The sequence below is a fragment of the Amycolatopsis sp. VS8301801F10 genome (genome assembly GCF_046195355.1).
Lineage (GTDB): Bacteria > Actinomycetota > Actinomycetes > Mycobacteriales > Pseudonocardiaceae > Amycolatopsis.
Genome location: NZ_CP176065.1, coordinates 7,326,372 through 7,349,488 on the forward strand (window position 1 = coordinate 7,326,372; position 23,117 = coordinate 7,349,488).

The window sequence follows — 23,117 nt, forward strand, 5'->3', positions numbered from 1 at the left end:
ACAAAACCGTCTGCCGTACCACCGCGCTCACCATGTGGGAGTCCCCAGAGGACGCTCGACAGCCGGGAACCCCTCGGGTCACAGTGGCCATCGCCCTCTCCGCGATCCCCAGGAGCCACTGTGAGTTCTCCTCCTACGCTGCGCGCCGTGCCGGCGCCGTCCGCAGGTCCCGAGCCGCCCGGCGAAGCGCGGTTGCGCGAGCTGGCCGCGAAGAAAGTCGCCCCGTTGCGCCGTCCCGGCCGGTGGTTCTCGGCGGCGGTCGTGCTCGTGCTGCTCGCCCAGCTGGCGCACGCGCTGATCACCAATCCGGTCTTTCAGTGGGACGTTTTCGGCTATTGGTTCTTCCGTCCGGTGATCCTCGAAGGACTGCTGCTCACCCTGGAACTGACCGGCCTCGCCGCGGTGTTCGGGCTGGTCGGCGGAATCGTGCTCGCGCTCCTTCGGTTGTCGAAAAACCCGCTGCTCCAAGCGGTTTCGTGGGCGTATGTGTGGATCTTCCGGTCGATTCCGTTGATCGTTTTGCTGCTGTTTCTCGCCAACGTGACCGCGCTGTACAGCACGCTCAGCCTCGGCATTCCGTTCGGTCCGTCGTTTCTCAGCTTCAGCGCCACCGACGTGCTGAGCTTCTTCGTCGTCGCGGTGCTCGGCCTGAGCTTGAACGAAGCCGCCTACGCCGCGGAAATCGTGCGCGCCGGGGTGCTTTCGGTGGACCAAGGACAGCTCGAAGCGGCGGCCGCGCTGGGACTTCCGCGGTCCCGGCAATACCGGCGGATCATCCTGCCGCAGGCCACCCGCGCGATCGTGCCTGCCTACGCGAACCAGCTGATCGGCCTGCTCAAAGGCACTTCGGTCGTCTACATCACGTCGCTGCTGGAATTGTTCGGCGTGGTCGAAACCCAGGCCAGCACCAACAGCGGGCAGATCATTCCGCTGCTGCTCGTCGGCACGGTCTGGTACATCATTCTCACCAGCGTCCTGTCGGTGATCCAGTATTACGTGGAACGCTTCTACTCCCGCGGCGCGTTGCGGACTGTCCCGCCGACGCCGTTCCAGCGGTTCCGCGCCCGGCTGCGCGCGCTGGGGGTCGCCCGATGAGCGCCGAAGTCCGGGTTCGCAGCGCGGTCAAGTCCTACGACGGAATCCGCGTGCTCGACGGCATCGACCTCACCGCGCCCGGCGGGCAGGTGACCGTCGTGCTGGGTCCGTCCGGTTCCGGCAAATCGACTTTGCTGCGGGCCATCAACCATTTGGAACGCCTTGACAGCGGCTACGTCAGCATCGACGGCGAACTCGTCGGCGTGCGCGTGCACGGCGACCGGTTCAAGGAGCTGAGCGAGCGCGCCATTCTGCGGCAACGGTCCCGGATCGGGTTCGTCTTCCAGAATTTCAACCTCTTCCCGCATCTCACCATTCTCGACAACGTCGTGGAAGCGCCGCTCGTCACGCAACGGCTCTCCCGTGCCGAAGCGGAAAAACGGGCGAAGGAATTGCTTGCCCGCGTAGGTCTCGAAGACAAAGCCGGGGCCTATCCGCGGCAGCTGTCCGGCGGCCAGCAGCAGCGCGTCGCCATCGCCCGGGCGCTCGCGCTCGAACCGCGGCTGATCCTGCTGGACGAGCCGACGTCCGCGCTCGACCCGGAGCTGGTCGGCGAAGTGCTGGCGGTGATCCGGGAACTGGCCCGCTCCGGCACGACGATGATCGTGGTGACCCACGAGATCGGATTCGCCCGCGAACTCGCCGACCACGTCGTGTTCCTCGACGAAGGACGCGTCCTCGAAGAAGGACCGCCGTCCGCCGTGCTCGACCGTCCCCGCCACGACCGGACCCGAGCCTTCCTCGGCAAGGTCGCCCGCCTCGAACTCCCGGAGAACGCATGAAAACCCGCACGCTCCTGCCCGTCCTCGCCGCGATCGCGCTCCTCGCCGGCGCCTGCGGCGGCAACACCCAGGCGTCGACCGGCGGGAACGGTTCGCAGACCGTCACCGTCGCCGCGAACACCGCGGACGCGCACCCGGTTTCGCTGACCGTCCCGGTAGTCGCGGAGATCCGCGCGCAACTGCCGAAGAAGTTCCTCGACCGGGGCAAGCTGACGATCGGCGTCGGCGCGCTGCCGTCGGGATTCCCGCCGCTGGCCTACGTCGGCACCGACCAGCGCACCCTGACCGGAGCCGAACCCGACCTCGGCCGTCTCGTCGCCGCGGTGCTGGGCCTCGAACCGGACGTGCAGAACGCGTCTTGGCAGAACCTGTTCGTACGCCTGCAAAGCGGCCAATTCGACGCCGGGTTCTCGAACATCACGGTGACCGAACAGCGCAAGCAGCAAGGCTTCGACTTCGCCGCGTACCGCGAGGACAACCTCGCCTTCGAGACGAACCGCTCGAACCCGTGGACCTTCGACGGGAATTACGAAGTGCTGGCGGGCAAAACCGTCGCCGTCGAAAGCGGGACGAACCAGGAGAATATCCTCCGGGAATGGCAGCGGAAGCTGGCGGCCGAGGGCAAGAAGCTCGACGTGCGCAATTTCGCGGACAAGAACAGCACGTATCTGGCATTGGCGTCCGGTCGGATCGACGCCTACTTCTCACCGAACCCGAGCATCTCCTACCACGTGGCGCAGACGGCGAAAACCCCGAACCCGACCCGCACCGCGGGCACGTACTCCGGGGCCGGAGCCAAGTTGCAGGGGCTGATCGCGGCTACCACCAAAAAGGACAACGGCCTCGTGAAACCGGTCGCCGCGGCGATCGACTACCTGATCCAGCACGGCCAGTACGCGAAATGGCTCGCCGCGTACGGACTGGAGAACGAAGCGGTGAAGAAGGCGGACATCAATCCGCCGGGCCTTCCGCTGAGCGATTCCTGACTACCGTCGTGAGTGCCTGTGCCGGTTCTCACCGGCACAGGCGCTCACGAGTTCAAGCCGCCGCCCGCCAGTCCTCCGGAATGCGCACCCGGCCGAACGCAGTCCGCCGCCGCACCCGGAATCCCATTCCCTCGTACCGCCGGATCGCGTTCACGTTCGTCGCCACCGCGTGCATGAACGGCGTCTCGCCCCGCTCGCGGATCCCCGCGGCCACCGCGCGCACCAGCCGTCCGGCGAGACCGCGGTCGCGGTAAGCCGGATCCGTGCACACCGCGCTGATCTCCGTCCACCCCGGCGGATGCAGCCGCTCCCCCGCCATCGCGACCAGCACCCCGCGGTGCCGGATGCCGAGATACGTCCCGAGGAGAACAGTGCGCGGCAAAAACGGGCCGGGTTCCGTACGGGCGACCAGAGCCAGCATCTCCGGCACGTCGGCCGCGGTCAGCCGCACCGCCTCCGGGTCGGGCACGGCGTCGACCCCGGCGTCCACCAGCTGGACCCCGGCCATCCGCTCCAGCAGCTCCCAGTCCGGCGGAGGCGGCCCGGCCTGCGGAAAGACCGGCACCACCGCACCCGGCCCGGCGAGCGCGGCGACGTCGTCCCACACGCCCGCGGACGGCTCGTCGGGCACCGCCGAAAAGACCGAAACGTCGACCGGATAACGCACGGCCTGCCCGGCCCGCTCGGCGAACCCGGCATGCGGGCCAGTCAGCGAAGCCCAAGCCGCGTTGTCCAGAACAGAACTGTCCACCACAGACCTCAAGGCCGCCGAGCAGCCCGGGCGATCATCCGCGCCAGATCCGCCACCAAAGCCGGGTCGTCCGGCAGCTGCCCGGTCGCCACGCGGATATGCGGCGTCCCCGGATTGCCCGCCCGCGTGCCCGATCCGGCGGAAACCCCGTTGGCCGCCAACGTCATCAACGTCCGCGATTCCTCCGGAACCGGCACCCACAGAGTCAGCCCGTCCCGGGCCCGCACCGAAATCCCGTGCTCCCGCAACGCTTCCGTCAACGCGGCCCGGCGGTGCGCGTACCGATGCCGCGCCCGGTTCAGCAGTTCCCCGCTGCCGGGGTCAGTGAGCAGAAACGCCTGTGCGTCCTGAAGAATCCGGCTCGACCACACCGACCCGGGCCCGCGCTGCTGCCGCACCCGCTCCACCAGCACCGCCGAACCGCCGATCACGCAACTGCGCAGTTCAAGCCCGAAAGCCGTGCAATACGACCGCACCAGCAACACCCGGCCGGGCAAGTGCGTGCCGAGGCTCAGCGACGGAGCCGAAGCCAGCGGCCCGAAGTCGTCGTCCTCGATCACCGCGATGTCCTCTTCGGACAGTACGGCGGCGAGTTCCGCGAGCCGGTCCGCCGGAACCGAATGGCCGAGCGGCGACTGCGCGCGCGGCTGGTAGACGAACGCGACCGGACGGTGTTCCAGCGCCGCCGCCAGCGACGACGGCAGCGGCCCGTCCTCGTCGCAACGCACCGGTACCACGTGGATCCGCGACCGGCGCAGCACTTCGCGCAGCCACGGAGCGGTCGGCGCTTCCAGCGCGACCACGTCGCCCGGCCGCGCGACCGCCTGGCAGGCCAGCAGCATCCCGTCCTGCCCGCCCGCCGCGACGGTCCACGATTCGGCGGCGAACGGCCACGTCGGCTTGACCGCAGCGCGCAACTGGGGCGTGATCGAGTTCTTGACCGGACCGCCGAACCGTTCCGTGTGGACTCCCGCGGCGACAGCGTCTTCCAGCGGCGGCAGCAGTCCGGGATCCGGGAGGCCGTGTTCCAGGTCGACCGTCTGCCAGCCGGAAAACGCGCGCTCCGGCGGCGGACTCGACGGCGGTTCCAGCACTATCGTGCCGCGCCGCCGGCCGGTGCCGATCAACCCGGCCGCGCGCAGCTGCGACCACGCTTCGGCGATCGTCGTGGGACTGACCGAAAGCTCCGCGGCCAGCGCCCGCACCGTCGGCAGCCGCGTGCCGGGAGGCACCTCCCCGTCGCGGATCAGGCCGGACACCGTCCCGGCCACGCCCCGCGCGGTGCGCTCGCCGATGCGGGACCCGAGCCAGCCTGCCCCGACCGGCAGCGTCGTCGTCGCGAGTTCGCCCGTGGCCACGCACCGGCTCCCCTCGTCACCCGGAAATCCGAAAACCTCTGACCCGATCAGAAGCTAGAGCGGCAACGGGACGCGGGAAAGGCGTTTCACATCCTGGCGGCCCCGCCCGGTACAAAACGCCCGTGACGTCCGACACCGCCGCGGTGTCCGGTTTCGGATATTCACTCGATCAGGTTAGGCTAACCTTCATGAGTCAGACCTGGCCGGAAGCACCGGCGCTCGCCGGCACCGGGCTCGCCCTCGGCTACGGCGCGAAGCCGGTGGTCCAGGACGCGGAGATCGTCCTGCGCGCGGGCGCGGTCACCGTGCTGGTGGGCCCCAACGGGTCCGGGAAATCGACCCTCCTGCGCTCGCTGGCCCGGCTGCATCCGCTGACCGCGGGCGACGTCTCCCTGGCCGGGCAAGACGCGCTCGCGTTGTCCCCCAAGGAGTTCGCCCGCCGCGTCACGCTGCTGACCCAGTCGCGCCCCACGCCCGGCGGCGTGCGCGTGCGCGACGTCGTGTCCTACGGCCGCCATCCCTACCGCGGCCGCTTCGGCTCCGGCGATCCCGAGGGGCCGGAGCTGGTCGAACGGGCCATGCGGCACACCGGCGTGGACGGAATGGCCGAGCGCCCGGTGGACGAACTGTCCGGCGGCGAACTCCAGCGGGTCTGGCTGGCCACCTGCTTCGCCCAGGACACCGGCGTCGTCCTGCTCGACGAGCCGACCACCTTCCTCGACCTGAGATACCAGATCGAAACGCTGGACCTCGTCCGCGATCTCGCCGACGAGCACGGCGTCGCGGTGGGCGTCGTGCTGCACGACCTCGACCAGGCCGCCGCCGTCGCCGACGAGGTGGTGCTGCTGTGCCGCGGCACCGTCCGCGCCGCAGGCCGCCCGGCCGACGTGCTGACCGCCGACCTGCTCAGCGACGTCTACGGCCTGCGCATCGACGTGCACGTCGACGGCGAGGGGCACGTCCGCACGCGCCCGGTCGGACGGCACACCTCCCGGCCGCGGCCGGTCCGCTCAGCTTGACCCACCCCTCTAGTTCCGAAGGAAAACCCGTGTCCAGTGTGTTCTCCCGTCCTGCCCGCAGGCCGATCCTGAAGACCGCCGCGGCCGTGCTCGCCACGTTCGCGCTCGCCGCGTGCGGCACCACCGAGGCCCCCGCCGCCGGGGACCCGGCCGCCGCCGCGAAGCCGTCCGGCCCGGTCCACCTGACCGACGAGCGCGGCAAGGTCGACCTGCCCGGCCCGGCGGCCAAGATCGTGTCGCTGGAATGGGGGCTCACCGAGAACCTGCTGGCGCTGGGCGTGAAGCCGATCGGCGCGGCGGACGTCAAGGGCTACAACACTTACGACAAGGTGCTTCCGCTCGCCGAGTCCACTCCGGACGTCGGCACCCGCGGCGAGCCGAGCCTCGGCGCGATCGCCGCGCTGCACCCGGATCTCGTGGTCACCACCACGGACCTGCCGGAGAACGTCATCGCGCAGCTCGCGAAGCAGACGAAGGTGCTCACCCTGCGCGGCTCGGATTCGGCCGATCCGATCGGCTACCTGCGCAAGACCGTGACCACGCTGTCCGAGGCGACCGGAACGCAGGAGCAGGGCCGGAAACTGCTGACCGAATTCGACGCCAAGGTCTCCGAGGGCAAGAAGAAGCTGGCGGACGCGGGCAAGTCCGGGGCCAAGTTCGTCATGGCCGACGGCTATTCGACCTCCGGCACGGTCACCGTCCGGATGTACACGAAGGGCTCGTTCCTCGGCGCCGTCGCCGAGCAGCTCGGCGCCGCCAACCAGTGGACCGGCGAGGGCGACAAGGTCTACGGCCTCGCGCCGACCGACGTCGAGGGCCTGACCAAGATCGCCGACCCGGCCACGACCTTCGTCTACGCCGCCAACGCCGCCGAATCCGACGTCTTCACCCAGGATCTCGCCGGCAACGCCGTGTGGAAGCAGCTGCCGTTCGTCAAGGCCGCGAAGCTGCACCGGATCCCGGACGGCATCTGGATGTTCGGCGGCCCGAAGTCGGCAATCGCCTACGTGGACGCGCTCGCCGCCGCGCTGACGCGCTGATCCGATGACCGCACCCGCCACCGCGCCCGCCCGGCCGCGCGCCTCGCGGCTCACCGCGTCCGTCATCTTCGGGACCGGGATCGTCGCGCTGCTCGTCCTGTCCGCCGTGCACCTGCTGCAAGGCACGTCGCACATCGGGCTCGGCGAACTTCTGCGCGCAGTTTTCCCCGGCACGGAAGACGATGCGCGCGGCCAGGCGGTGGCCGTGCTCGTGGCCAGCCGGCTCCCCCGGCTGGCCGCGGCGCTGCTCGTGGGGCTGGCGCTCGGGTTCGCGGGCTGCGTGCTGCAATCGGTGGCGCGGAACCCGCTCACCTCGCCGGACACGCTCGCGGTCAACGCCGGCGCGTACGTCTCGGTGGTCGGCGTCGCCGCGTTCGGGATCTCGCTTCCCTTCTACGTCAACGGAATCGTCGCCTTCCTCGGCGGTCTCGCGGCGGCCGGGCTGGTGTTGCTGGTCGCGCGCAGCAGCAGCGGCGGAGCGGCCCGGCTCGTCCTCGCCGGGTCCGCGATCGCGCTGGCGCTGACCGCGCTCACGTCGGTGCTGCTGATGCTGTTCCAGGAGCGGACCGCGGGCCTGTACGGCTGGGGCAGCGGCACGACTGTCCAATCCGGACTTCGGCAGGTTTCCCTTGCCGCACCGGTGATCGCGATCGGCATCGTGGCTACCCTCGTGCTCGCGCACCGGCTCGACGTCCTCAGCCTCGGCGACGACCACGCGCGCGTGCTGGGCATCGACGTCCGCCGCACGCGTACCTTCGCCGTCGTCGTGGCGGTGCTGCTTTCGGCGATCGCGGTCACCGTCGCCGGGCCGATCGGGTTCGTCGGCCTGTGCGCGCCGGTGATCGCGCGGCTGCTGGCCAGCCGCGTGCCCGGGCTCGGCAAACATCCGCTGCTGCTGCCGCTCGCCGGACTGACCGGAGCGTTGGTCGTGGTCGCTGCCGACGTCCTGCTGCGCGCTCTTGTCCCGGCGGACAAAGCGGTTTCGGTGCCGACCGGCGTCGTCACGACCCTCGCCGGCGCGACCGTGCTGGTCTGGCTCGCGCGACGGCAGCCGTCCGGAACACCGTCCGCGCGCGGCACACACGGCACCGTCCGGTCTCGCCGCTGGGTGGCCGGGACCGGCGTGCTGCTGGCCGTCGCACTCGTCGGCGCGGTGCTCGCCGCGCTCCTGCTGGGCGACCGGATCGTGCTGCTCGGCGACGTCCTGAACTGGCTGCGCGGGGTGTCCGGCACCGAGGTGTCGTTCGCGCTCGACCTGCGCTGGCCGCGAATGCTCGCCGCACTGCTCGGCGGGGCCGCGCTGGCCGTCGCGGGCGCGCTGGTGCAGGCGATCTGCCGCAACCCGCTGGCCGAACCGAGCCTGCTCGGCGTGACGCCGGGCGCGAGCGTCGGCGCGATCAGCGTCGTGCTTTTGGTGCCCGGCATCGGAATCTGGCCGATGATGGGCGCGGCGACCGTCGCCGCCTTCGCCACCTTCGCCCTCGTGCACTGGCTCGCCGCCGGCCGCGGTTCGGCCGGCCGAGGACTGTCGTCGGACCGGCTGGTGCTGGTCGGCATCGGCGTCAGCGCGGGAGCCCAGGCGATCACGACGCTGGTCGTGGTCCTGACGTCGCCGTGGAACGCGCACCTCGCGCTCACCTGGCTCGCCGGATCGACCTACGGCCGGGAGTTCAGCCAGGTCCTGCCGGTGCTGGTGTGCCTGGTCATCGCCCTGCCGATCGCCCTGTCGAGCGCACGGACCCTCGACCTCGTCTCGCTGGACGAGGACGTGCCGCGCGTCCTCGGCGTCCCGCTGGACCGGTCTCGCCTCGCCTTCGCCGCACTCGCCGCGGTGCTGACCGCCGCGGCCGCGTGCGCGGTCGGCGCGCTCGGTTTCGTCGGGTTGGTGGCCCCGCACGCCGCGCGGGCGTTGGTGGGTTCGCGGCACGCGCGCTCGCTGCCGGTGGCGGCCGCACTGGGAGCGGTGCTGGTGTGCGTCGCCGACACGCTGGGCCGCACCGTGCTCGCCCCGACCCAGATCGCGGCTGGTCTGGTGACCGCGTTGATCGGGGCGCCGTACTTCGGGTGGCTGCTGTGGCGGAGCCGCGCGAACGCCTAGCCGAACCAGGTGTCCAGCGCGACGTTCGACTCGGCTCCCCCAGCCCACGCGATGAGGCCGTCTGGGCGCAACAGGAACGATTCGGTGTTCGTCACCGGCACCACGTAACCCCGCGTCCGGTACGGGCGTGGTCCGAGAGCCGGGCTACCCGGCCGTCATCGTCCACAAGGGACCGGTCGAGGACCAGACCTGGCCCGACGACCTGGAAGCGACCCTCGAAAGCATCCCGTTTCCGCTGCTGGCGCAGGGATTGCGGGAGCAGGCGGCGGCCGGAGCACGGACAGCTTCGGCTACGCCCTCGGCATCGTGCTCGCCGGACTGGAGGCGAAGCTGCCACACTAAGTGCAATGACTCACTAAGTTGTACAGTTGCACTTTTTGCATGGTTCCACTTATGCTGGTGCGGACCACACCGGCACGAGAGGGGAAGACCATGAACGAGACACCACGCATCGCGATCGTCGGCGGCGGCCCGGGCGGGCTGCTCGCCGCGCACGTCCTGCGCCGCCACGGAATCGCCGCGACCGTCTACGACGCCGACACCGCCGTGGACTCCCGAGATCCCGGCGGCACGCTCGACCTGCACGCCGACAGCGGGCAGATCGCGCTGGAAGACGCCGGGCTGCTGGCCGATTTCCGCGCGCTGGCCCGCACCGAAGGCCAAGCCATGACCAGACGCGACCACCGCGGCGCCCTGCTGAAGGAGTTCACCCCCGCCGACGACGACACCGCCGCCCCGGAAATCGACCGCGGCCAGCTGCGCACGATGCTGTACGAACGGCTCCCGCCCGGCACTGTCCACTGGGGACGCAAACTCGCCGAGGTGACCACCGAAAACGGTGTCCACCGCCTGCACTTCGCCGATGGCTCCACAGTGGACGCCGACGTCGTGATCGGCGCGGACGGCACCTGGTCGAAGGTGCGCCGCCGGCTCACCGACGCGCAGCCGGAGTACCTGGGAGTGTCCTTTTTGGACGTCCGATTCGACGACGTCGAGAACCGGCACCCCGGCATCGCGGCTTTGGTCGGCAACGGCCAGCTGTTCGCCGCCGACGGCGCGGGCCGGGCGGTGATCGTGCAGCGCAACAGCAACGGAATCATCCGCGGCTACGTGGCGTTCCGTTCCGAAGAGGACTGGGCCGCCCAGGCGGGCGTCGATCTGACCGACCGCGAGTCGGTGCGGGAGTTCCTGCTCCGCGAGTTCCACGGCTGGGCCCCGGCCATGCGCCCGCTGCTGACCGACAACGACGGCGACTACGTGGCGCGCGCGTTCACCGCCCTGCCCGCTCCCCTGACCTGGGAAAGGGTGCCCGGCATCACCGTCCTCGGCGACGCCGCGCACGCGATGGCCCCGTTCGGCGGGCACGGCGCGAACCTGGCACTGCTCGACGGTGCCGAGCTGGCGCACGCGCTGCACGAGGAACCGACCGTCGAAGCCGCGCTGACCCGCTACGAGACGGCGATGTTCGCCCGCACCGGGCACCTCGCCGCCGACTCGAACGAGGCCCTGCGGGGATTCTTCGCCGACCAGCCGGACGGCGGCCAGCACGAGCCGCCGGACCGGGAAGAGGAACTCCGCGCCTACGAAGCGCGGGCCGCCGAATACCGCGCCTCCCGCACCCCCGCCTGACTGTCCGTGAAGGACTCCTTGAGGGAATCAGATTCCCCCACGGAGTCCTTCCCGGCTTACGTCAGGAGCGCTTGCGCCGCACTGCCACTGCCGCCACCAGCGCGCCGCCGATGAGCAGCAGCGCGCCGCCGCCGATGAGGTAGCCGCGGATGTCCGCGCCGGTCGAGGCGAGCGGGCCCTGGTCGGACGGGCCGGTGCCCGGGGCCACGCCGCCGGAGTTGTCGCTCGTGGTCGTGATCGGGGCCGGGGCCTCCGAAGACGACGAGGACGCCGAGGACGACGAGCTGGACGACGTCGGGCTCGTGCTGCTGCCCGAGGACGTCGGCTGCGAACTCGAGGACGTCGCGCTGGAAGTCTCCGAGGACGACGTCGGCGCGGTCGAGGAGGACGTCGTCGAACTGGTCGACGAAGTAACGCTCGACGAGGTCGTGCTGGACGAGGTCGTGCTGGACGAGGTCGTGCTGGACGACGTCGGCTCAGTCGTGGTCGACGTCGTGGAAGAAGTCGACGTGCTGGAGCTGGTCGAACTGGTCGGCTCCGTTGACGTCGTGGTGCTGCTCGAACTCGTCGGCCCGGTCGACGTCGTGGAGCTGGTCGAACTCGTCGGCTCCGTCGACGTAGTCGTGCTGGAGCTGCTCGAGGTGGACGTAGCGCTCGTGGGCGTCGTCGTCGGGGCGGTGCAGTCCGGCAGGTCGCCGGTGAACGGGTAGGCGTGGAACTCCTGCCCGCCCGCCGCGCCGTCGGACGTGTGCAGCAGGTTGCCCGCGGTGAAGAACCGGCCGTTGGTGCCGGACGCGGTGACCGTCGTGTCGCTGGCCGGGTTGCCGACCAGCACGCTGCCCTGGAACTGTGCCTGCCCGGCGATCTTCACCTGCGACGCGTCCGGGAAGTTCCACAGCAGCTTCTCGCGCAGATGGTTGATCGGGTCCTGGTCGGCGAGGTCGCCGGTGTAGGTGTTGATCACCCTGGCGCCGCCGACGAGGTTCACCAGGACCGTCGCGCCCGCCGGGATGCCGGTGAACTCCAGGCCCTGCATGCCGCCTCCGGCGCCGGTGAGGTCGAAGTCCACATTGAACACCTGCAGCGCGGACTTCCCGTCGCCGGTGAACAGCGTGCGGTAGCCCTCGTTCTTCGCCGTCCCGGTCGCCGCGGCCTTGCCGTAGCAGGTGCTGGCTTCCTGCAGCTGCGGCCGGAGCTGCTGGTACGGGTCCGCCGCGTTCGGGTCCTGTTTCAGGGTGCCGGCCACGGTCCCGGTGACAGTGCCGCCGTACCGCACGACGCCGCCCTCCGCGAGCAGCCGCTGGCCCGGCGCGATGGTGACGTCCTTGCCGGTGGTGAGGAAATCGGCGCCGTCCGGCGGGGGCACGCGCGAGCCGACGCCCACGATGCCGACGTTGTAGACCGAGGACGCGCCCGCCCGCTTGGCCATGTCGAAACCGCCGAGCACGACGACCCGGCCTTCCGCCTCGGCAGCGGCCTCGCGCACCCGGAAATCGCCGCCGGCGAAGACGTTGATGCCGTTGTCCCGTCCCGCGAACGGCCCGTTGTTGACCGGCGGGTACTTGTCCGGGCAGGCGTCGCCGACGCACGGCCCCAGGCCCCCGGGCAACGGAGCGGCGCTCGCGCCGGGACCGGCCACGAACGCCACCGAACACACCGCCGCGGCGATCGCTCCGCCCACGACGGCCATTTTCCTGGCACGCATGCGGCCGATCCTCACCCGGACCGCCCGAAATCCGGCAGTCGAAACACCGTAACCCACCCGAACGGGTCAGAAATTCGCTCGCTCCTCAGACAAGTAGACTAGTGACGCTCCACACTCGACACCCCGCCGCGCGAATGTCCCGCAGTAGCCTCGCTCCGGCACTCCCGCCCGACCAGAAAGCCCTCCGATGCCCCCTCTCGTGCACCGGCACCCGCTCGCCGCGCAGGCCGCCGAAGTCCTTCTCGGGCGCATTCGCGCCGGCGAATGGCCGCTCGGCCACAAATTGCCCGGGGAAACGACTTTGGCCGCGCAACTGGGCGTCGGCCGTTCGACGCTGCGCGAAGCGATCCGCGAATTGGCGGGCAAAGGCGTGCTCGATTCCCGCCAGGGTTCCGGCGTTTTCGTGACCGCGCTGGACGTCGCCGAGGATTGGGACGCGGTGCTGCGCCGCGCCACCATCGGCGCGGTGATCGAGGCGCGCATCGCCATCGAAGCGGAAGCCGCCGCCCTCGCCGCGCACCGCCGGACGCCGACCGACCTGCGCGCGATCCGCCGCGCGCTCGCCGCCCGCGCGATCGGCGATCCGGACGTCGAAGCCCTGGTGGACACCGACACCGCGTTCCACCGCACCGTGCTCGTCGCCGCGCACAACGACGTGCTGATGGAATTGTTCGACAGTTTCGTGCCGCGCATCCACCGCGCGATGACCGACATGCTGCGCGCACGGCCGATCACCGCGCCCGAAGAAGACCAAGCCACGCATCTGGCGCTGGTCGAAGCGATCGCGGACAAAGACGCGTCCGCCGCCGCGGAACTGAGCCGGGCGCACCTGACCGCCTTGAAGGAGGCACTTTCGTGAGCGAGGTCGTGCTGCGGCTGACCGATGTCGTGTTCCGCAGGCAGGGCAAGGAAATCCTGCACGGCGTGAGCCTGACCGTGCGGGCGGGCGAACACTGGGCGCTGCTCGGCCCGAACGGGGCCGGGAAAAGCACGATCCTGGGGTTCTGCGGCGCGGTCACGCATCCGACCAGCGGCACCGTCGACGTCCTCGGCGGACGTCTCGGCCAGGTCGAACTCCAGGCGCTGCGCCGCAGCATCGGGCACGTCAACCCGCGGCATCCGCTGCGTTCGCCGCTCACCATCCGGGAGGTCGTGCTGACCGGCGTGACCGGGAGCATCGACACGCCGCCGCGCTGGCAGCCCACGGCCGCGCAGGTCGAGCAGGCCGACGAACTCCTCGGCCTGCTCGGGCTGACCGGCAAGGCCGGGGAACGCTGGCCGACGCTGTCCCAGGGCGAACGCGGCCGCGCCCTGATCGCCCGCGCGCTGATCAGCGAACCCCGGCTGCTGCTGCTCGACGAACCGTCCACCGGCCTGGACGTCGCGGCCCGTGAGCAGCTGCTCGAAACGATCGACCTGCTCACCCGCACGCATCCGCGGCTCGCCTCCATCGTGGTCACCCACCACCTGGAGGAACTGCCGGAAACCACCACGCACGCGATGCTGATCGCCGACGGTTCCGCGGTTTCGTCGGGGCCGATCGACCAGGCGGTGACCACGGCCAGCATCAGCCGGGCGTTCGGCCACCCGATCCGCGTGGACCGGCACGACGGACGGTGGAGCGCCCGCGCCGCCCGGACGCGGTCCACCGAGGTCGCCTGACTCACGCGGTCCGCAGCACCCGCCAGGCGGAGAACCCCAGCAGCACCAGCTCCGCCGCGGAGAACCCGACCAGCGCGACCGGGCTCGGCACCCACAGCAGCGTCAGGCCGACCAGCAGGACCGGCACCACCAGCCCGGCGTAAGCCGCCAGGAAGATCCCGGCCAGCACCTCCCCGCGCGACAGCGGGTCGGCCAGCGCGGCCACCGTCCCGACCGCGGCACGGAAACCCAGCCCCATCCCGCTCCCCGCGAGCACCGAGCCAACCAGGAACAGCGTCAGCGAAGGCAGCAACGCCGCCACCGAAAGCACCGCCAGCCCGATCGGCATCAGCACGAATCCCAGGCGCAGCTGGACCCGCGCGGCCAGCGGCGCGAAGACCACCTGCGCCACCGCCGCCGCGCCCAGCATCGACCCCGCGGTCGCCCCGGCGAGCATCCGGTTGTGCTCGTGCAGTCCTTCGGCGAGCAGGGTCGGCGCGAGCGACATGAACAGTCCGGTGATCGCGAACGCGGCGAACACCCCGATCGCCGCGCCGACGAACGCCGGCCGCGCCCCGGCGGGCAGCGACACCCGCTGCGGCCGGTACGCCGGACGCTCCTCGCGGCGTTCGACGGTCTCCGGCACCAGGCACACCGCGAGCGCCGCCGCCAGCAACACGATCAGGAACACGACGAACGTGCTGGTCAACGGCCCGTCGAGGTACTGCGCGAAGACCCCGCCGACCACCGGGCCGAGCCCGAGGCCGCCCATGTTGACCACCGTGGCGATCAACCCGGAGCGGCCGAGGTCCTGGTCCGGCCTGGTCACGGCGCGCAGTTCGGACAGGTGCGCGGTAGCGGTGGCCGTCAGCGCGCCGATGCCCACGCCGCACACGAAGCGCGCGATGAGCAGGCCCGGGACCTCCGGCCAGAGCAGGAACAGGACCGCGGACAGCGCCTCGGCGAGCGTCGAGGCGAGGATCACGCGGCGGCGGCCGAGCCAGTCGCTGACGTGCCCGGCGAGGTAGAGGCTGGCCATCACGCCGACCGCGTACGCCGCGAAGATGACGGTGACCAGGAACGTCGGAAACCCGTCCCGCTGCTGGTAAAGCGCGTACAGCGGGGTCGGCACGGTGGAGAACGCGAGACACGCGGCGAACGCGAAGGCGATCACCCGGAATCCCCAGCCGTGGCTGACGCGCCATCCGGCCGAGGCGGGGAAAGCGGGCGGAGCTGTGGTGACCATGTCGACCTTCCAAGCGAGAACCTGCCCTTGAAACGATCCCTCGCCGGACTCACCAAGTCCAACGAAAAGTCTTGGACAGAGTTATCGGGATCCGCGATAATTCGGCCGGTGGACACGCGGCAGCTGGAGTACTTCGTGGCGGTCGCCGAGGAGCTGAGCTTCACGCGGGCGGCGCAGCGGCTGTTCGCCACGCAGTCCACGGTCTCGGCGACGATCCGCGCCCTCGAAACCGACCTCGGCGCGACGCTGTTCGACCGGTCTACCCGCCGGGTCGCGCTGTCCCCCGCGGGCGCGCTCTTTCTGCCCGAGGCGAAAGCGGCGCTGGAGTCGGTCGAGCGGGCCCGAGAGGTGGTGCAGCAAGCGTCCGCCGGCCTGCGCGGGAGCCTCCGGATCGGCACGCTGACCAGCATGAACGCGTTCGATCTGCCGGTGCTGCTCGGCGCGTTCCACCGCAAGCACCCGCTGGTCGACCTGCATCTGACGGTGTCGCTGACCGGCTCGTCCGGCCTCGCCGACGACGTCCGCCACGGCCGCCTCGACGTCGCGCTGCTCGGCCTTTCCCGGGCGGAGCTGGGCGGCCTCGACGCGACGCAGCTGGCCAGCGTGCCGTACTACGCCGTGCTGCCGGACAGCCATCCGCTCGCCGAGCGCGAAGCGGTCCGGTTGCCGGAGCTGGACGGCGAACTGTTCGTCGACTGTCCGCGCGGCTTCGGCAACCGGCTCGCGGTCGACCGCGAGTTCGCCGCGCTCGGGCTCTCGCGCCGGGTGACCGCCGAGGTCGCCGACCTGCGGACGGTGCCGCGCTACGTCGCCGCCGGACTCGGGGTCGCGGTGCTGCCCGGCACCGCCCGGCTGGGCCTCCCGGGCGTCGTGGCGATCCCCCTCGCCGAAACCTCGCTGACCTGGCCGCTCACTGTCGTCGTCTCCGCGAAACGACCGCCGTCGCAGGCCCTGCGGACGCTGCTGGACCTGTTCGTCGCGGCCGCGGCGGAGGGAGATATTACGGAGTTCTGACCGGGCCCGGGGCGATCGGAATAGCGACCGCCTCCGCGGCGTCGTGCTGGGTACGGATTCCTCGACGGAAGAGATGGAAATGACGGAAAAAGCGATCCTGGCCGGCGGGTGTTTCTGGGGCATGGAGGAGCTGTTCCGCCACCAGCCCGGCGTGACCGCGACCCGCGTCGGCTACAGCGGCGGCGACGTCCCCCACGCCACCTACCGCAACCACGGCACCCACGCCGAAACCATCGAAGTCACCTACGACCCGTCACAGACCGACTTCCGCACCCTGCTCGAATTCTTCTTCCAGGTCCACGACCCCACCACCAAAAACCGCCAAGGCAACGACATCGGCACCAGCTACCGCTCGGCGATCTTCTACACCACCGACGAGCAAAAGCAGATCGCCGAAGACACCATCGCCGACGTCGACGCCTCCGGCCTCTGGCCCGGCAAAGTCGTCACCGAGGTCACCGCGGCCGGAGACTTCTGGGAGGCGGAACCGGAGCACCAGGACTACCTCCAGCGCTACCCGCACGGCTACACCTGCCACTTCCCGCGCCCCGGCTGGAAACTCCCGAAGCGCGGCTGACCGATGACCGACTACCCAGCGGCAGCAGTCCACACCGGACACGTCGAACCGGTCCCCCGGCGAGTGCGCGGCGTGCTCGCCGGGAAGACCATTGTGGACAGCAGGCGGGCCAAATACGTCTGGGAATGGCCGTACTATCCGCAGTTCTATTTCCCGATCGCCGACGTGCTCCCCGATGTCCTGGCATCGGAGCCCGACGGACGGTACTCGCTGCGGGTCGGCGAGGTGGAAAAGCCTGCTGCCGCTTGGACATCCGACGACGTCCTGTCCGGACACCTCCGGTTCGCCTGGGACGCCTGGTTCGAAGAGGACGAACAGGTTTTCGTCCACCCGCGCAGCCCGTATACGCGGGTGGACGCCCTGCGCTCGACCCGGCACGTCCGCGTGCGGCTGGACGGGGTGGCCTTGGCGGAATCGTCGTCACCGGTGCTGCTGTTCGAAACCGGCCTCCCGACGCGGTATTACTTCAACCGCACCGAAGTCGACTTCACGCACCTGGTCGCCGAGCCCGGCATGGCCACCGCCTGTCCGTACAAGGGCGAGACGTCCGGCTACTGGTCCGTCCGCGTCGGCGACGTCCTGCACGAGCATCTCGCGTGGACGTACGCCTACCCGGCCGCGGCAGTCCAGCCGATCGCCGGACTGGTGGCGTTCTACAACGAGATGGTGGACATCGAAGCAGACGGCGAACTTCTCCCCCGTCCGCGGACGCACTTCTCGAAGTAGCTCACAACCGCCCGAACGCCTCCACGACCGCCGCCGCCAGCCGATCCCCGCGGTCTTCGTGTGCGGAAGGCACGGTGATGCAGACGGTGAACCGGTCCGCCCACGTCATGATGCCGACCGCCACCGGGACCCCCGGGGCGAGCGACAACACCGGGTACACCGTGCGGACGAGCGCGCCGTTGAGCACGACCGGCGACCGCGCGCCGGGGAGCACCGAAGCGATGACGCTGAACCACGTGCCCCGGTAGACGAGTTTGGCCGCCCGGCGGTGGAGCGCCGGGGGCAGAACCCCGAGCACGCGCACGACCGCGTTCCCCGCGCGCGGCGCGCCGCGACCGACCTGCTCCGACAGCATCCGGTCGGTCTCGCGCACCCGCTCGGGCAGCGACATCGCGGCGGTCGGCAGATCGACCGAGGCCGCGCCGGTGTGGTTGCCGAGCTGGCGGAAGGTCCCGGTGTCGCGGACCGACATCGGGATCAGCACTCGCAGCTGATCCGGCGCGGTGCCGCCGAGTTCGCGGTGCAGGGCCTCGGCGACGAGCGCGAGGACGAGGTTGGTCGTCGGCACCCCCGCCCGCCGCGCCGCCTTCCGGACCTCGGGGGCGGAGAGGTGCGCCCGCGCGAAATGCCGCCGCGGGCTGTCGATCCGCTTCTCCCACTCGACCCGGGGCGCGGCACCGGCCCTAGCGAGAGTCCAGACCCCGCGGACCAGCTCGGCGGCTTGGGTTTTGCCGCCTGCACTGGAGTTCGGGCGCACAGTCTCGGCGACGCCGGACCCACCGGCTGCTCCCGACGGCCGGTCAAGTCCGTGCCACACCGGGCCCGCCACGCGAGCGAGCACCCCACGTACTGGTGCCGCCAGCCGGGCAAGCCCCGCTCGCACCGCACCCGGCCCGGGTCGAGACCCGTTGCGCCCCAAGGAGGCAGGGGACGCTTCGTCCATGCGCCCGCCGCCCGCACGCGCCGTCGGCTCGATCGGCGACGGGCTGGATGCCCCACCGGCAGCAGCACCCACCGCAGGCTCGCTCGCCCCACCGGCAACACCATCCACCGCAGGCACACTCGCCCCACCAGCAACGCCACCTACCGCAGGCGCACTCGCCCCGCCGACACCCCCAACGGCAACACCACCCACCGCAAGCTCACCGACCCCAGAGACAACCCCAGCACCAGCACCACCCGCCGCAGACACACTCGCCCCGCCGAATACCCCACCCGTGCGCCCGCCCCCAACAGCACCGCGCGCCAACGCACCCCAACCGGCACTGAGGCGGCTCCGCCACCCCCTCCGCCGAGGAATCGCCGCCGGAACCAGCGGTTCCTTCCCCCGAGCCTGCCCCACCAGCGCGCTGATCACCGCGATCCCGTCGCTCGCCGCGTGGTGCAGCGCGATCAGCAGCGCCCCCTGCTCGCCCTCGATCCCCGTCACCAGCCGCGCCCGCACCGGATGCTCCGGCGACACCGGCTCCGAGAAAAACGCGTCCATCTCACGCGTCAACACCGAGCCCAATGGCGCGTCCGGGCCGACCCGCACGGAAGTCAGCACATCCGCCGGCGTCCGGCCCGGGTCCTCCTGCCACCGCGCCCGCCACAATCCGCTGCCGGGCAGCAAGCGCGTGCGCAAACCCGGCGTCGCGGCCAGCAAATGTTCCGCGTCCGCGCGGGTGACCGGCGTGCCGTCCGCCTTGGGGTCGAACACCAGCACCGCCCCGACCTGCTGCGGCACCTCCGGGGTGGCCACGTGCACGAACAGCGCATCCTCCGGCCGGAGCCGTTGCGTCGGCGGGTTCAGCGGCGCGGAGACCAGCGATTCCAGTGCCTCCTCCAGCGGAGTGGCCGTCTCGCAATGCCGGGCGACCGCTTCCGCCATCTCCTTGAGCCGGTGCGGTTCGGCCAGCAGGCCCCGCACCGTCTCCGCCAGCTCTCCGTCCTTTGTGGACACCAGGGCGAGCCCGGCCGCGGCCATCAGCCGGGCGTTGGCCTTGCCGTGCGCGGCGATCGGGCGATGCATCAGCACCGGGCGCCCACACGCCAGCGCCTCCAGCGAGGTCGCCCCGCCCGCGTTCGTCACCACGACGTCGGCCGCCAGCGTGTACCGCTCCGGCTGATCGGTCCAGCCGACCACGTGCAGCCTCGGTTCGTTCAGCGCCCGCAACCGGTCGGCCACCGCGTCGTTGCGCCCGCAGATCGCGATCGGCACGACCGACGGGTCCGCCGCCAGCAATTCCCGCACCGTGGTCTCGATTTCGCCGAAACCCAGCGAACCGCACGAAACCAGCGGGACGAACGCGTCCGGCGGCAGCCCCAGCTCCTGGCGCGCCGCACCCTGGTCCCCGGGCCGGAACACCGCGCGCACCGGCGGCGCGGACACCCCGACGTGCGCCGAGGGCGACGAGCGCAGCGCGGGCGCGACCGCGACGTCGTGCATCACCATGGTGAGATCGGCCGCGCCGTAAACCCAGAACGGATGCGGCGCGAAGTCCGAAACCCATGCGCCGATCGGCGCCGAGAGCTTTCCCTTGCGGCGCAGCCAGGCCAGCCCGGCGGTGCCCATCGGATACGTCGACAGCACCAGGTCCGGCGCGAATTCCGCGAGCGGTTTCGCGAGCCGCCGGCCGCACCACGCGGCGGTGAACCACCGGGACGCGGCGGCGAACCACGGAATCCGCCAGATCGCGCCGTAAAAGAATTCGTACAGCCACGGGACGCTTTCCACGTTGGCGACGTAAATCCGCTGGAAAAGCCCCTCGAAACCGGGGCCCAGCCGTTCCAGCGCGTTGACCCAGCGCACGGTCGCGCCCGGCCAGCGCCGCCGGATCGCGTCCTCGAGCGCGTGTCCCGTGGCGTTGTGCCCCTGCCCCATGTTCGCGGACACGATCAGCACGCGCTCCAACGCTGCCCCCTTTTTCGCTAGCAGGCGGTCCCGGCCAGCCCGTACCCGTCGTCCGGGTCCGAATCGGGCCGTTCGCCGGATTCTTCCGATGCGGTTTCCTCTTCGGCGGGCGGCTGGTCCGATTCCGCCGACAAATGCGACGCGCGCGTGGACAGCAGCGCGATCCCGACCACGATCACCAGCCCGGCCAGCGCCTCGCCGAACAGCGCGAGCGGCCTCCCGTCGGCCGATTCGCCCATCCACGACAGCCCGATCGCCACGCCGACCAGCGGGTCCAGCGCGGTGATCACGGCGAGCGCGGGAGTCAGGAACCGGCCCTGCTGGAACGTGTTCTGGCTCAACAGGAATCCCAGCGGCCCCACGAGGCACACCAGATACAGCGTCCAGTGCCGGAACGGCTCGTCGATCCCGACGCGGAACTGGCCCGCGACCACCTTCATCAGCCCGGCGGTGAGGCCGTACAGGACGCCGGTGGCGACGGCCAGCCCGAGCACCCGCCAAGATCCGGAATTCGTCAACGCGGCAACGACAAGCGACACCAGGGTCACCGCGGCGAGCGCGATGCCGAGCGGCAGCAGCGCGCCGCCGCTGACCAGCGTTTCGCTGTTCCCGCTCGGACGGGCGATCACGAGGAACGCGGCGAGCCCGGCCACGCACAGCAGCCCGCCGACGCTCATCGTGCGGTCCGGGCGGCGGCGCTCCAGCCGCGCGGACGCCAGCCCGGCGAACATGAGCGACGTCACGAGCAGCGGCTGGACCAGCAGCAACGGCCCGAACGCGAGCGCGACGAGCTGCAGGACGAGACCCAGGATGGTGGCGGCGATCCCGATGAGCCACAATGGGCGTCCGACGAGCCGCTTGAAGAGCGTCAGGTCGAGCGGTTTGCCGGTTTCCACCTCTTTGGTCGCCCTGGCCTGCGCTGCGCTCGCGAGTCCCATGCACGCCGCGCCGGCGACGGCGGCGGGGACAGCCACGACCAGCGACATCCCCGAAACTGTCACGGACTCTTCACCTCACACCGTCCCCATCCCCCGTGCTTATGCTCAAGCCTTGTCCGAGGCCGAGTCGCCCGGTTGGCACCGGAGGCAGCAGAACCCGCATGCGACACCCCCACACGATCGACCTCCCCTCGCTCCGCAATCTCCTGGCGGACGGGAGCCGGCACCTGCTGGAGTCGGCGCTCGTCCCGGCCGGCCTGTTCTATCTCCTGCTGACCCTGGTGAGCTTCGACAGCGGGGTCATCGCCGCGCTGTGCTGGTCGGTCGCCGTGGTCGGCGCCCGGCTGGTCCTGCGCAAGAAGATCCCCGCCGTGCTGCTGCTGACCACGGCTCTGCTGGTCGCGCGCACTGTGCTGGGCCTGGCGACCGGCAGCGCCTTCCTGTACTTCCTGCAGCCGACTCTACAGAATTTCCTCGTCGCCGGCCTGTTCCTGGTGTCCGCGCCGTTCAACAAACCGCTGCTCGCGCGGCTGGCCGGCGATTTCTGCGCATTCCCGGAAACGCTCTCCGGACATCCCGGAATGCGCCGGTTCTTCCAGCGCGTGTCGGTGCTGTGGGGGCTCGTGTTCGCGGTGAACGGCGGCGTGACGCTGCTGATGCTCGCGCGCGAAACGGTCGGCAGCTTCCTCATGGTGAGCACCGCGGGGTCGTACTCGGTGATCGGGCTGGCCATCGCCGGTTCGCTGTGGTGGTTCCGGCGTTCGCTGCGCTCGGCGGGCATCACGCTGCGCATGGGACACCGTCCGGCCGCGCTGCCCGCCGCCTGATGGCCCGCACCGCCCTCGTCACCGGCGCGTCGTCCGGCATCGGAGCCGCCACCGCGCGCCGGCTCGCCCGCGCGGGCGCCCACGTGCTGCTGCACGGCCGCGACGAGGACCGGCTGGCCGCCCTCGCCCGGGAAACCGGCGGCACCGCGCTCGCCGCCGACCTCGCGCCCCCCGGAGCCGCGGCGGAACTCGCCGAACGCGCACGGGAAGTCACCGGATCGGTGGATCTGCTCGTCAACAACGCCGGCCTCGGCTGGGCCGGTCCGCTGCCCGAGCTGTCCGCGGAACGGCTGCGGCACCTGATCGCGGTGAACCTGACCGCGCCGCTCGACCTGACCCGCGCGCTGCTGCCCGCGATGCTGGAACGCGACCGCGGGCAGATCGTTTTCGTCTCCTCGATCGCCGGACGCACCGGCGTCGCCGGAGAAGCCGTGTACGCGGCGGCGAAGTCCGGTGTGGACGCTTTCGCCGACAGCCTTCGACTCGAGTTGCACGGCACCGGAGTTACGGTCGGAATCGTAGTTCCCGGCGTGGTAAGCACGGAATTCTTCGAGCGTCGCGGCCGTCCGTACACCCGCAGCACCCCGCGGCCGGTGAGCGCCGAACGCGTGGCCGCCGCCGTGGTGCGCGCCGCCGCGCGTCCGGGCGACTACTACGTGCCGCGCTGGCTGCGAATCCCCGTCGCATTGCGCGGCACGGCGCCCGGCCTGTACCGCGCGCTCGCGGCGCGATTCGGCGCCGAAAGCTGACGGGTCCACGCGAACCTCCTCCCCCAGTATCTCGTGAGCGGCG

The 23,117-nt window shown here is 71.0% G+C and carries 20 protein-coding genes; 14 read left to right on the plus strand and 6 right to left on the minus strand.

Going from position 1 to position 23,117, the window contains the following annotated elements; translation table 11 throughout:
- The first annotated feature begins 120 nt into the window (after nt 1-120).
- Genes F9C11_RS33590 through F9C11_RS33600 form a run of 3 tightly spaced genes read left to right on the plus strand, consistent with a single transcriptional unit; the run spans nt 121 to nt 2,863 of the window.
- Nucleotides 121-1,095 (plus strand): amino acid ABC transporter permease, encoded by a 975-nt coding sequence (locus F9C11_RS33590; protein ID WP_409181377.1) that lies wholly within the window; start codon nt 121-123, stop codon nt 1,093-1,095.
- A complete protein-coding gene (locus tag F9C11_RS33595; RefSeq protein WP_409181378.1) occupies nt 1,092-1,877 on the plus strand; it encodes an amino acid ABC transporter ATP-binding protein in 786 nt (261 codons plus the stop codon). Before F9C11_RS33590 ends, F9C11_RS33595 begins: the two co-directional genes overlap by 4 nt.
- Nucleotides 1,874-2,863, plus strand: a complete 990-nt coding sequence (locus F9C11_RS33600) for a transporter substrate-binding domain-containing protein (RefSeq protein ID WP_409181379.1) — start codon at nt 1,874-1,876, stop codon at nt 2,861-2,863. Before F9C11_RS33595 ends, F9C11_RS33600 begins: the two co-directional genes overlap by 4 nt.
- A 52-nt stretch (nt 2,864-2,915) precedes the next feature.
- On the opposite strand, the gene F9C11_RS33605 is transcribed toward F9C11_RS33600, so the two are convergent.
- Both F9C11_RS33605 and F9C11_RS33610 read right to left on the minus strand, forming a co-directional pair.
- Nucleotides 2,916-3,614 carry a GNAT family N-acetyltransferase gene (locus F9C11_RS33605; RefSeq protein ID WP_409181380.1) on the minus strand — a complete coding sequence of 233 codons (699 nt, stop codon included), beginning with the start codon at nt 3,612-3,614 and terminating at the stop codon, nt 2,916-2,918.
- A gap of 8 nt (nt 3,615-3,622) precedes the next feature.
- Complete coding sequence (locus F9C11_RS33610) at nt 3,623-4,972, minus strand: aminotransferase class I/II-fold pyridoxal phosphate-dependent enzyme (RefSeq protein WP_409181381.1); 1,350 nt, start codon at nt 4,970-4,972, stop codon at nt 3,623-3,625.
- Nucleotides 4,973-5,160: 188 nt separating this feature from the next.
- Between F9C11_RS33610 and F9C11_RS33615 the strand changes: the two genes are divergently transcribed.
- The 4 genes from F9C11_RS33615 to F9C11_RS33630 all read left to right on the plus strand — a co-directional run bounded on the left by F9C11_RS33615 (nt 5,161) and on the right by F9C11_RS33630 (nt 10,758).
- Entirely contained in the window at nt 5,161-5,991 is an 831-nt protein-coding gene (locus F9C11_RS33615; protein WP_409181382.1) for an ABC transporter ATP-binding protein, read from the plus strand.
- 29 nt (nt 5,992-6,020) lie between these two features.
- Nucleotides 6,021-7,031 carry an ABC transporter substrate-binding protein gene (locus tag F9C11_RS33620; protein ID WP_409181383.1) on the plus strand — a complete coding sequence of 337 codons (1,011 nt, stop codon included), beginning with the start codon at nt 6,021-6,023 and terminating at the stop codon, nt 7,029-7,031.
- A gap of 4 nt (nt 7,032-7,035) precedes the next feature.
- Nucleotides 7,036-9,129 carry an iron ABC transporter permease gene (locus tag F9C11_RS33625; RefSeq protein ID WP_409181384.1) on the plus strand — a complete coding sequence of 698 codons (2,094 nt, stop codon included), beginning with the start codon at nt 7,036-7,038 and terminating at the stop codon, nt 9,127-9,129.
- Between the two features lie 432 nt (nt 9,130-9,561).
- The gene (locus F9C11_RS33630; RefSeq protein ID WP_409181385.1) at nt 9,562-10,758 is read left to right on the plus strand and encodes an FAD-dependent oxidoreductase; all 1,197 of its coding nucleotides are present in this window, start codon (nt 9,562-9,564) and stop codon (nt 10,756-10,758) included.
- 61 nt (nt 10,759-10,819) lie between these two features.
- On the opposite strand, the gene F9C11_RS33635 is transcribed toward F9C11_RS33630, so the two are convergent.
- Complete coding sequence (locus F9C11_RS33635; RefSeq protein WP_409181386.1) at nt 10,820-12,463, minus strand: choice-of-anchor A family protein; 1,644 nt, start codon at nt 12,461-12,463, stop codon at nt 10,820-10,822.
- A gap of 187 nt (nt 12,464-12,650) precedes the next feature.
- Here F9C11_RS33635 and F9C11_RS33640 point away from each other — a divergent pair, with 187 nt between their 5' ends.
- Together F9C11_RS33640 and F9C11_RS33645 are read left to right on the plus strand one after the other, a co-directional pair.
- Nucleotides 12,651-13,322 carry a FadR/GntR family transcriptional regulator gene (locus F9C11_RS33640; RefSeq protein ID WP_409181387.1) on the plus strand — a complete coding sequence of 224 codons (672 nt, stop codon included), beginning with the start codon at nt 12,651-12,653 and terminating at the stop codon, nt 13,320-13,322.
- Complete coding sequence (locus F9C11_RS33645) at nt 13,319-14,125, plus strand: ABC transporter ATP-binding protein (protein WP_409181388.1); 807 nt, start codon at nt 13,319-13,321, stop codon at nt 14,123-14,125. Before F9C11_RS33640 ends, F9C11_RS33645 begins: the two co-directional genes overlap by 4 nt.
- Nucleotide 14,126: 1 nt before the next feature.
- Here the strand turns inward: F9C11_RS33645 and F9C11_RS33650 are convergent, their stop codons facing one another.
- Nucleotides 14,127-15,350: an MFS transporter gene (locus F9C11_RS33650; RefSeq protein WP_409181389.1), complete on the minus strand. Its 1,224-nt coding sequence runs from the start codon at nt 15,348-15,350 to the stop codon at nt 14,127-14,129.
- A 108-nt stretch (nt 15,351-15,458) separates the two neighbouring features.
- Here F9C11_RS33650 and F9C11_RS33655 point away from each other — a divergent pair, with 108 nt between their 5' ends.
- The 3 genes from F9C11_RS33655 (at nt 15,459) to F9C11_RS33665 (ending at nt 17,667) form a co-directional block, all read left to right on the plus strand.
- Nucleotides 15,459-16,364: a LysR family transcriptional regulator gene (locus F9C11_RS33655; protein ID WP_409181390.1), complete on the plus strand. Its 906-nt coding sequence runs from the start codon at nt 15,459-15,461 to the stop codon at nt 16,362-16,364.
- Between the two features lie 79 nt (nt 16,365-16,443).
- A complete protein-coding gene (gene msrA, locus F9C11_RS33660) occupies nt 16,444-16,941 on the plus strand; it encodes a peptide-methionine (S)-S-oxide reductase MsrA (RefSeq protein WP_409181391.1) in 498 nt (165 codons plus the stop codon).
- Between the two features lie 3 nt (nt 16,942-16,944).
- Nucleotides 16,945-17,667: a DUF427 domain-containing protein gene (locus F9C11_RS33665; protein ID WP_409181392.1), complete on the plus strand. Its 723-nt coding sequence runs from the start codon at nt 16,945-16,947 to the stop codon at nt 17,665-17,667.
- 1 nt (nt 17,668) lies between these two features.
- On the opposite strand, the gene F9C11_RS33670 is transcribed toward F9C11_RS33665, so the two are convergent.
- Both F9C11_RS33670 and F9C11_RS33675 read right to left on the minus strand, forming a co-directional pair.
- The gene (locus F9C11_RS33670) at nt 17,669-20,551 is read right to left on the minus strand and encodes an MGDG synthase family glycosyltransferase (protein WP_409187028.1); all 2,883 of its coding nucleotides are present in this window, start codon (nt 20,549-20,551) and stop codon (nt 17,669-17,671) included.
- 26 nt (nt 20,552-20,577) lie between these two features.
- The gene (locus F9C11_RS33675; RefSeq protein ID WP_409181393.1) at nt 20,578-21,561 is read right to left on the minus strand and encodes a DMT family transporter; all 984 of its coding nucleotides are present in this window, start codon (nt 21,559-21,561) and stop codon (nt 20,578-20,580) included.
- Between the two features lie 98 nt (nt 21,562-21,659).
- Here F9C11_RS33675 and F9C11_RS33680 point away from each other — a divergent pair, with 98 nt between their 5' ends.
- Together F9C11_RS33680 and F9C11_RS33685 are read left to right on the plus strand one after the other, a co-directional pair.
- Nucleotides 21,660-22,325, plus strand: coding sequence for a VC0807 family protein (locus F9C11_RS33680; RefSeq protein WP_409181394.1), 666 nt, complete (start codon nt 21,660-21,662; stop codon nt 22,323-22,325).
- On the plus strand, nt 22,325-23,074 hold the full coding sequence (locus F9C11_RS33685) for an SDR family NAD(P)-dependent oxidoreductase (RefSeq protein WP_409181395.1): 750 nt from the start codon (nt 22,325-22,327) through the stop codon (nt 23,072-23,074). Before F9C11_RS33680 ends, F9C11_RS33685 begins: the two co-directional genes overlap by 1 nt.
- Nucleotides 23,075-23,117: the final 43 nt, after the last annotated feature.

What these genes read in the sequence shown, in the direction of transcription:
- F9C11_RS33595 (WP_409181378.1), top strand. Translation starts at nt 1,092, where the DNA reads ATGAGCGCCGAAGTCCGGGTTCGCAGCGCGGTCAAGTCCTACGACGGA.
- F9C11_RS33600 (WP_409181379.1), top strand. Translation starts at nt 1,874, where the DNA reads ATGAAAACCCGCACGCTCCTGCCCGTCCTCGCCGCGATCGCGCTCCTC.
- F9C11_RS33615 (WP_409181382.1), top strand. Translation starts at nt 5,161, where the DNA reads ATGAGTCAGACCTGGCCGGAAGCACCGGCGCTCGCCGGCACCGGGCTC.
- F9C11_RS33625 (WP_409181384.1), top strand. Translation starts at nt 7,036, where the DNA reads ATGACCGCACCCGCCACCGCGCCCGCCCGGCCGCGCGCCTCGCGGCTC.
- F9C11_RS33630 (WP_409181385.1), top strand. Translation starts at nt 9,562, where the DNA reads ATGAACGAGACACCACGCATCGCGATCGTCGGCGGCGGCCCGGGCGGG.
- F9C11_RS33635 (WP_409181386.1), bottom strand. Translation starts at nt 12,463, where the DNA reads ATGCGTGCCAGGAAAATGGCCGTCGTGGGCGGAGCGATCGCCGCGGCG.
- F9C11_RS33640 (WP_409181387.1), top strand. Translation starts at nt 12,651, where the DNA reads ATGCCCCCTCTCGTGCACCGGCACCCGCTCGCCGCGCAGGCCGCCGAA.
- F9C11_RS33650 (WP_409181389.1), bottom strand. Translation starts at nt 15,350, where the DNA reads ATGGTCACCACAGCTCCGCCCGCTTTCCCCGCCTCGGCCGGATGGCGC.
- msrA (WP_409181391.1), top strand. Translation starts at nt 16,444, where the DNA reads ATGACGGAAAAAGCGATCCTGGCCGGCGGGTGTTTCTGGGGCATGGAG.
- F9C11_RS33665 (WP_409181392.1), top strand. Translation starts at nt 16,945, where the DNA reads ATGACCGACTACCCAGCGGCAGCAGTCCACACCGGACACGTCGAACCG.
- F9C11_RS33680 (WP_409181394.1), top strand. Translation starts at nt 21,660, where the DNA reads ATGCGACACCCCCACACGATCGACCTCCCCTCGCTCCGCAATCTCCTG.
- F9C11_RS33685 (WP_409181395.1), top strand. Translation starts at nt 22,325, where the DNA reads ATGGCCCGCACCGCCCTCGTCACCGGCGCGTCGTCCGGCATCGGAGCC.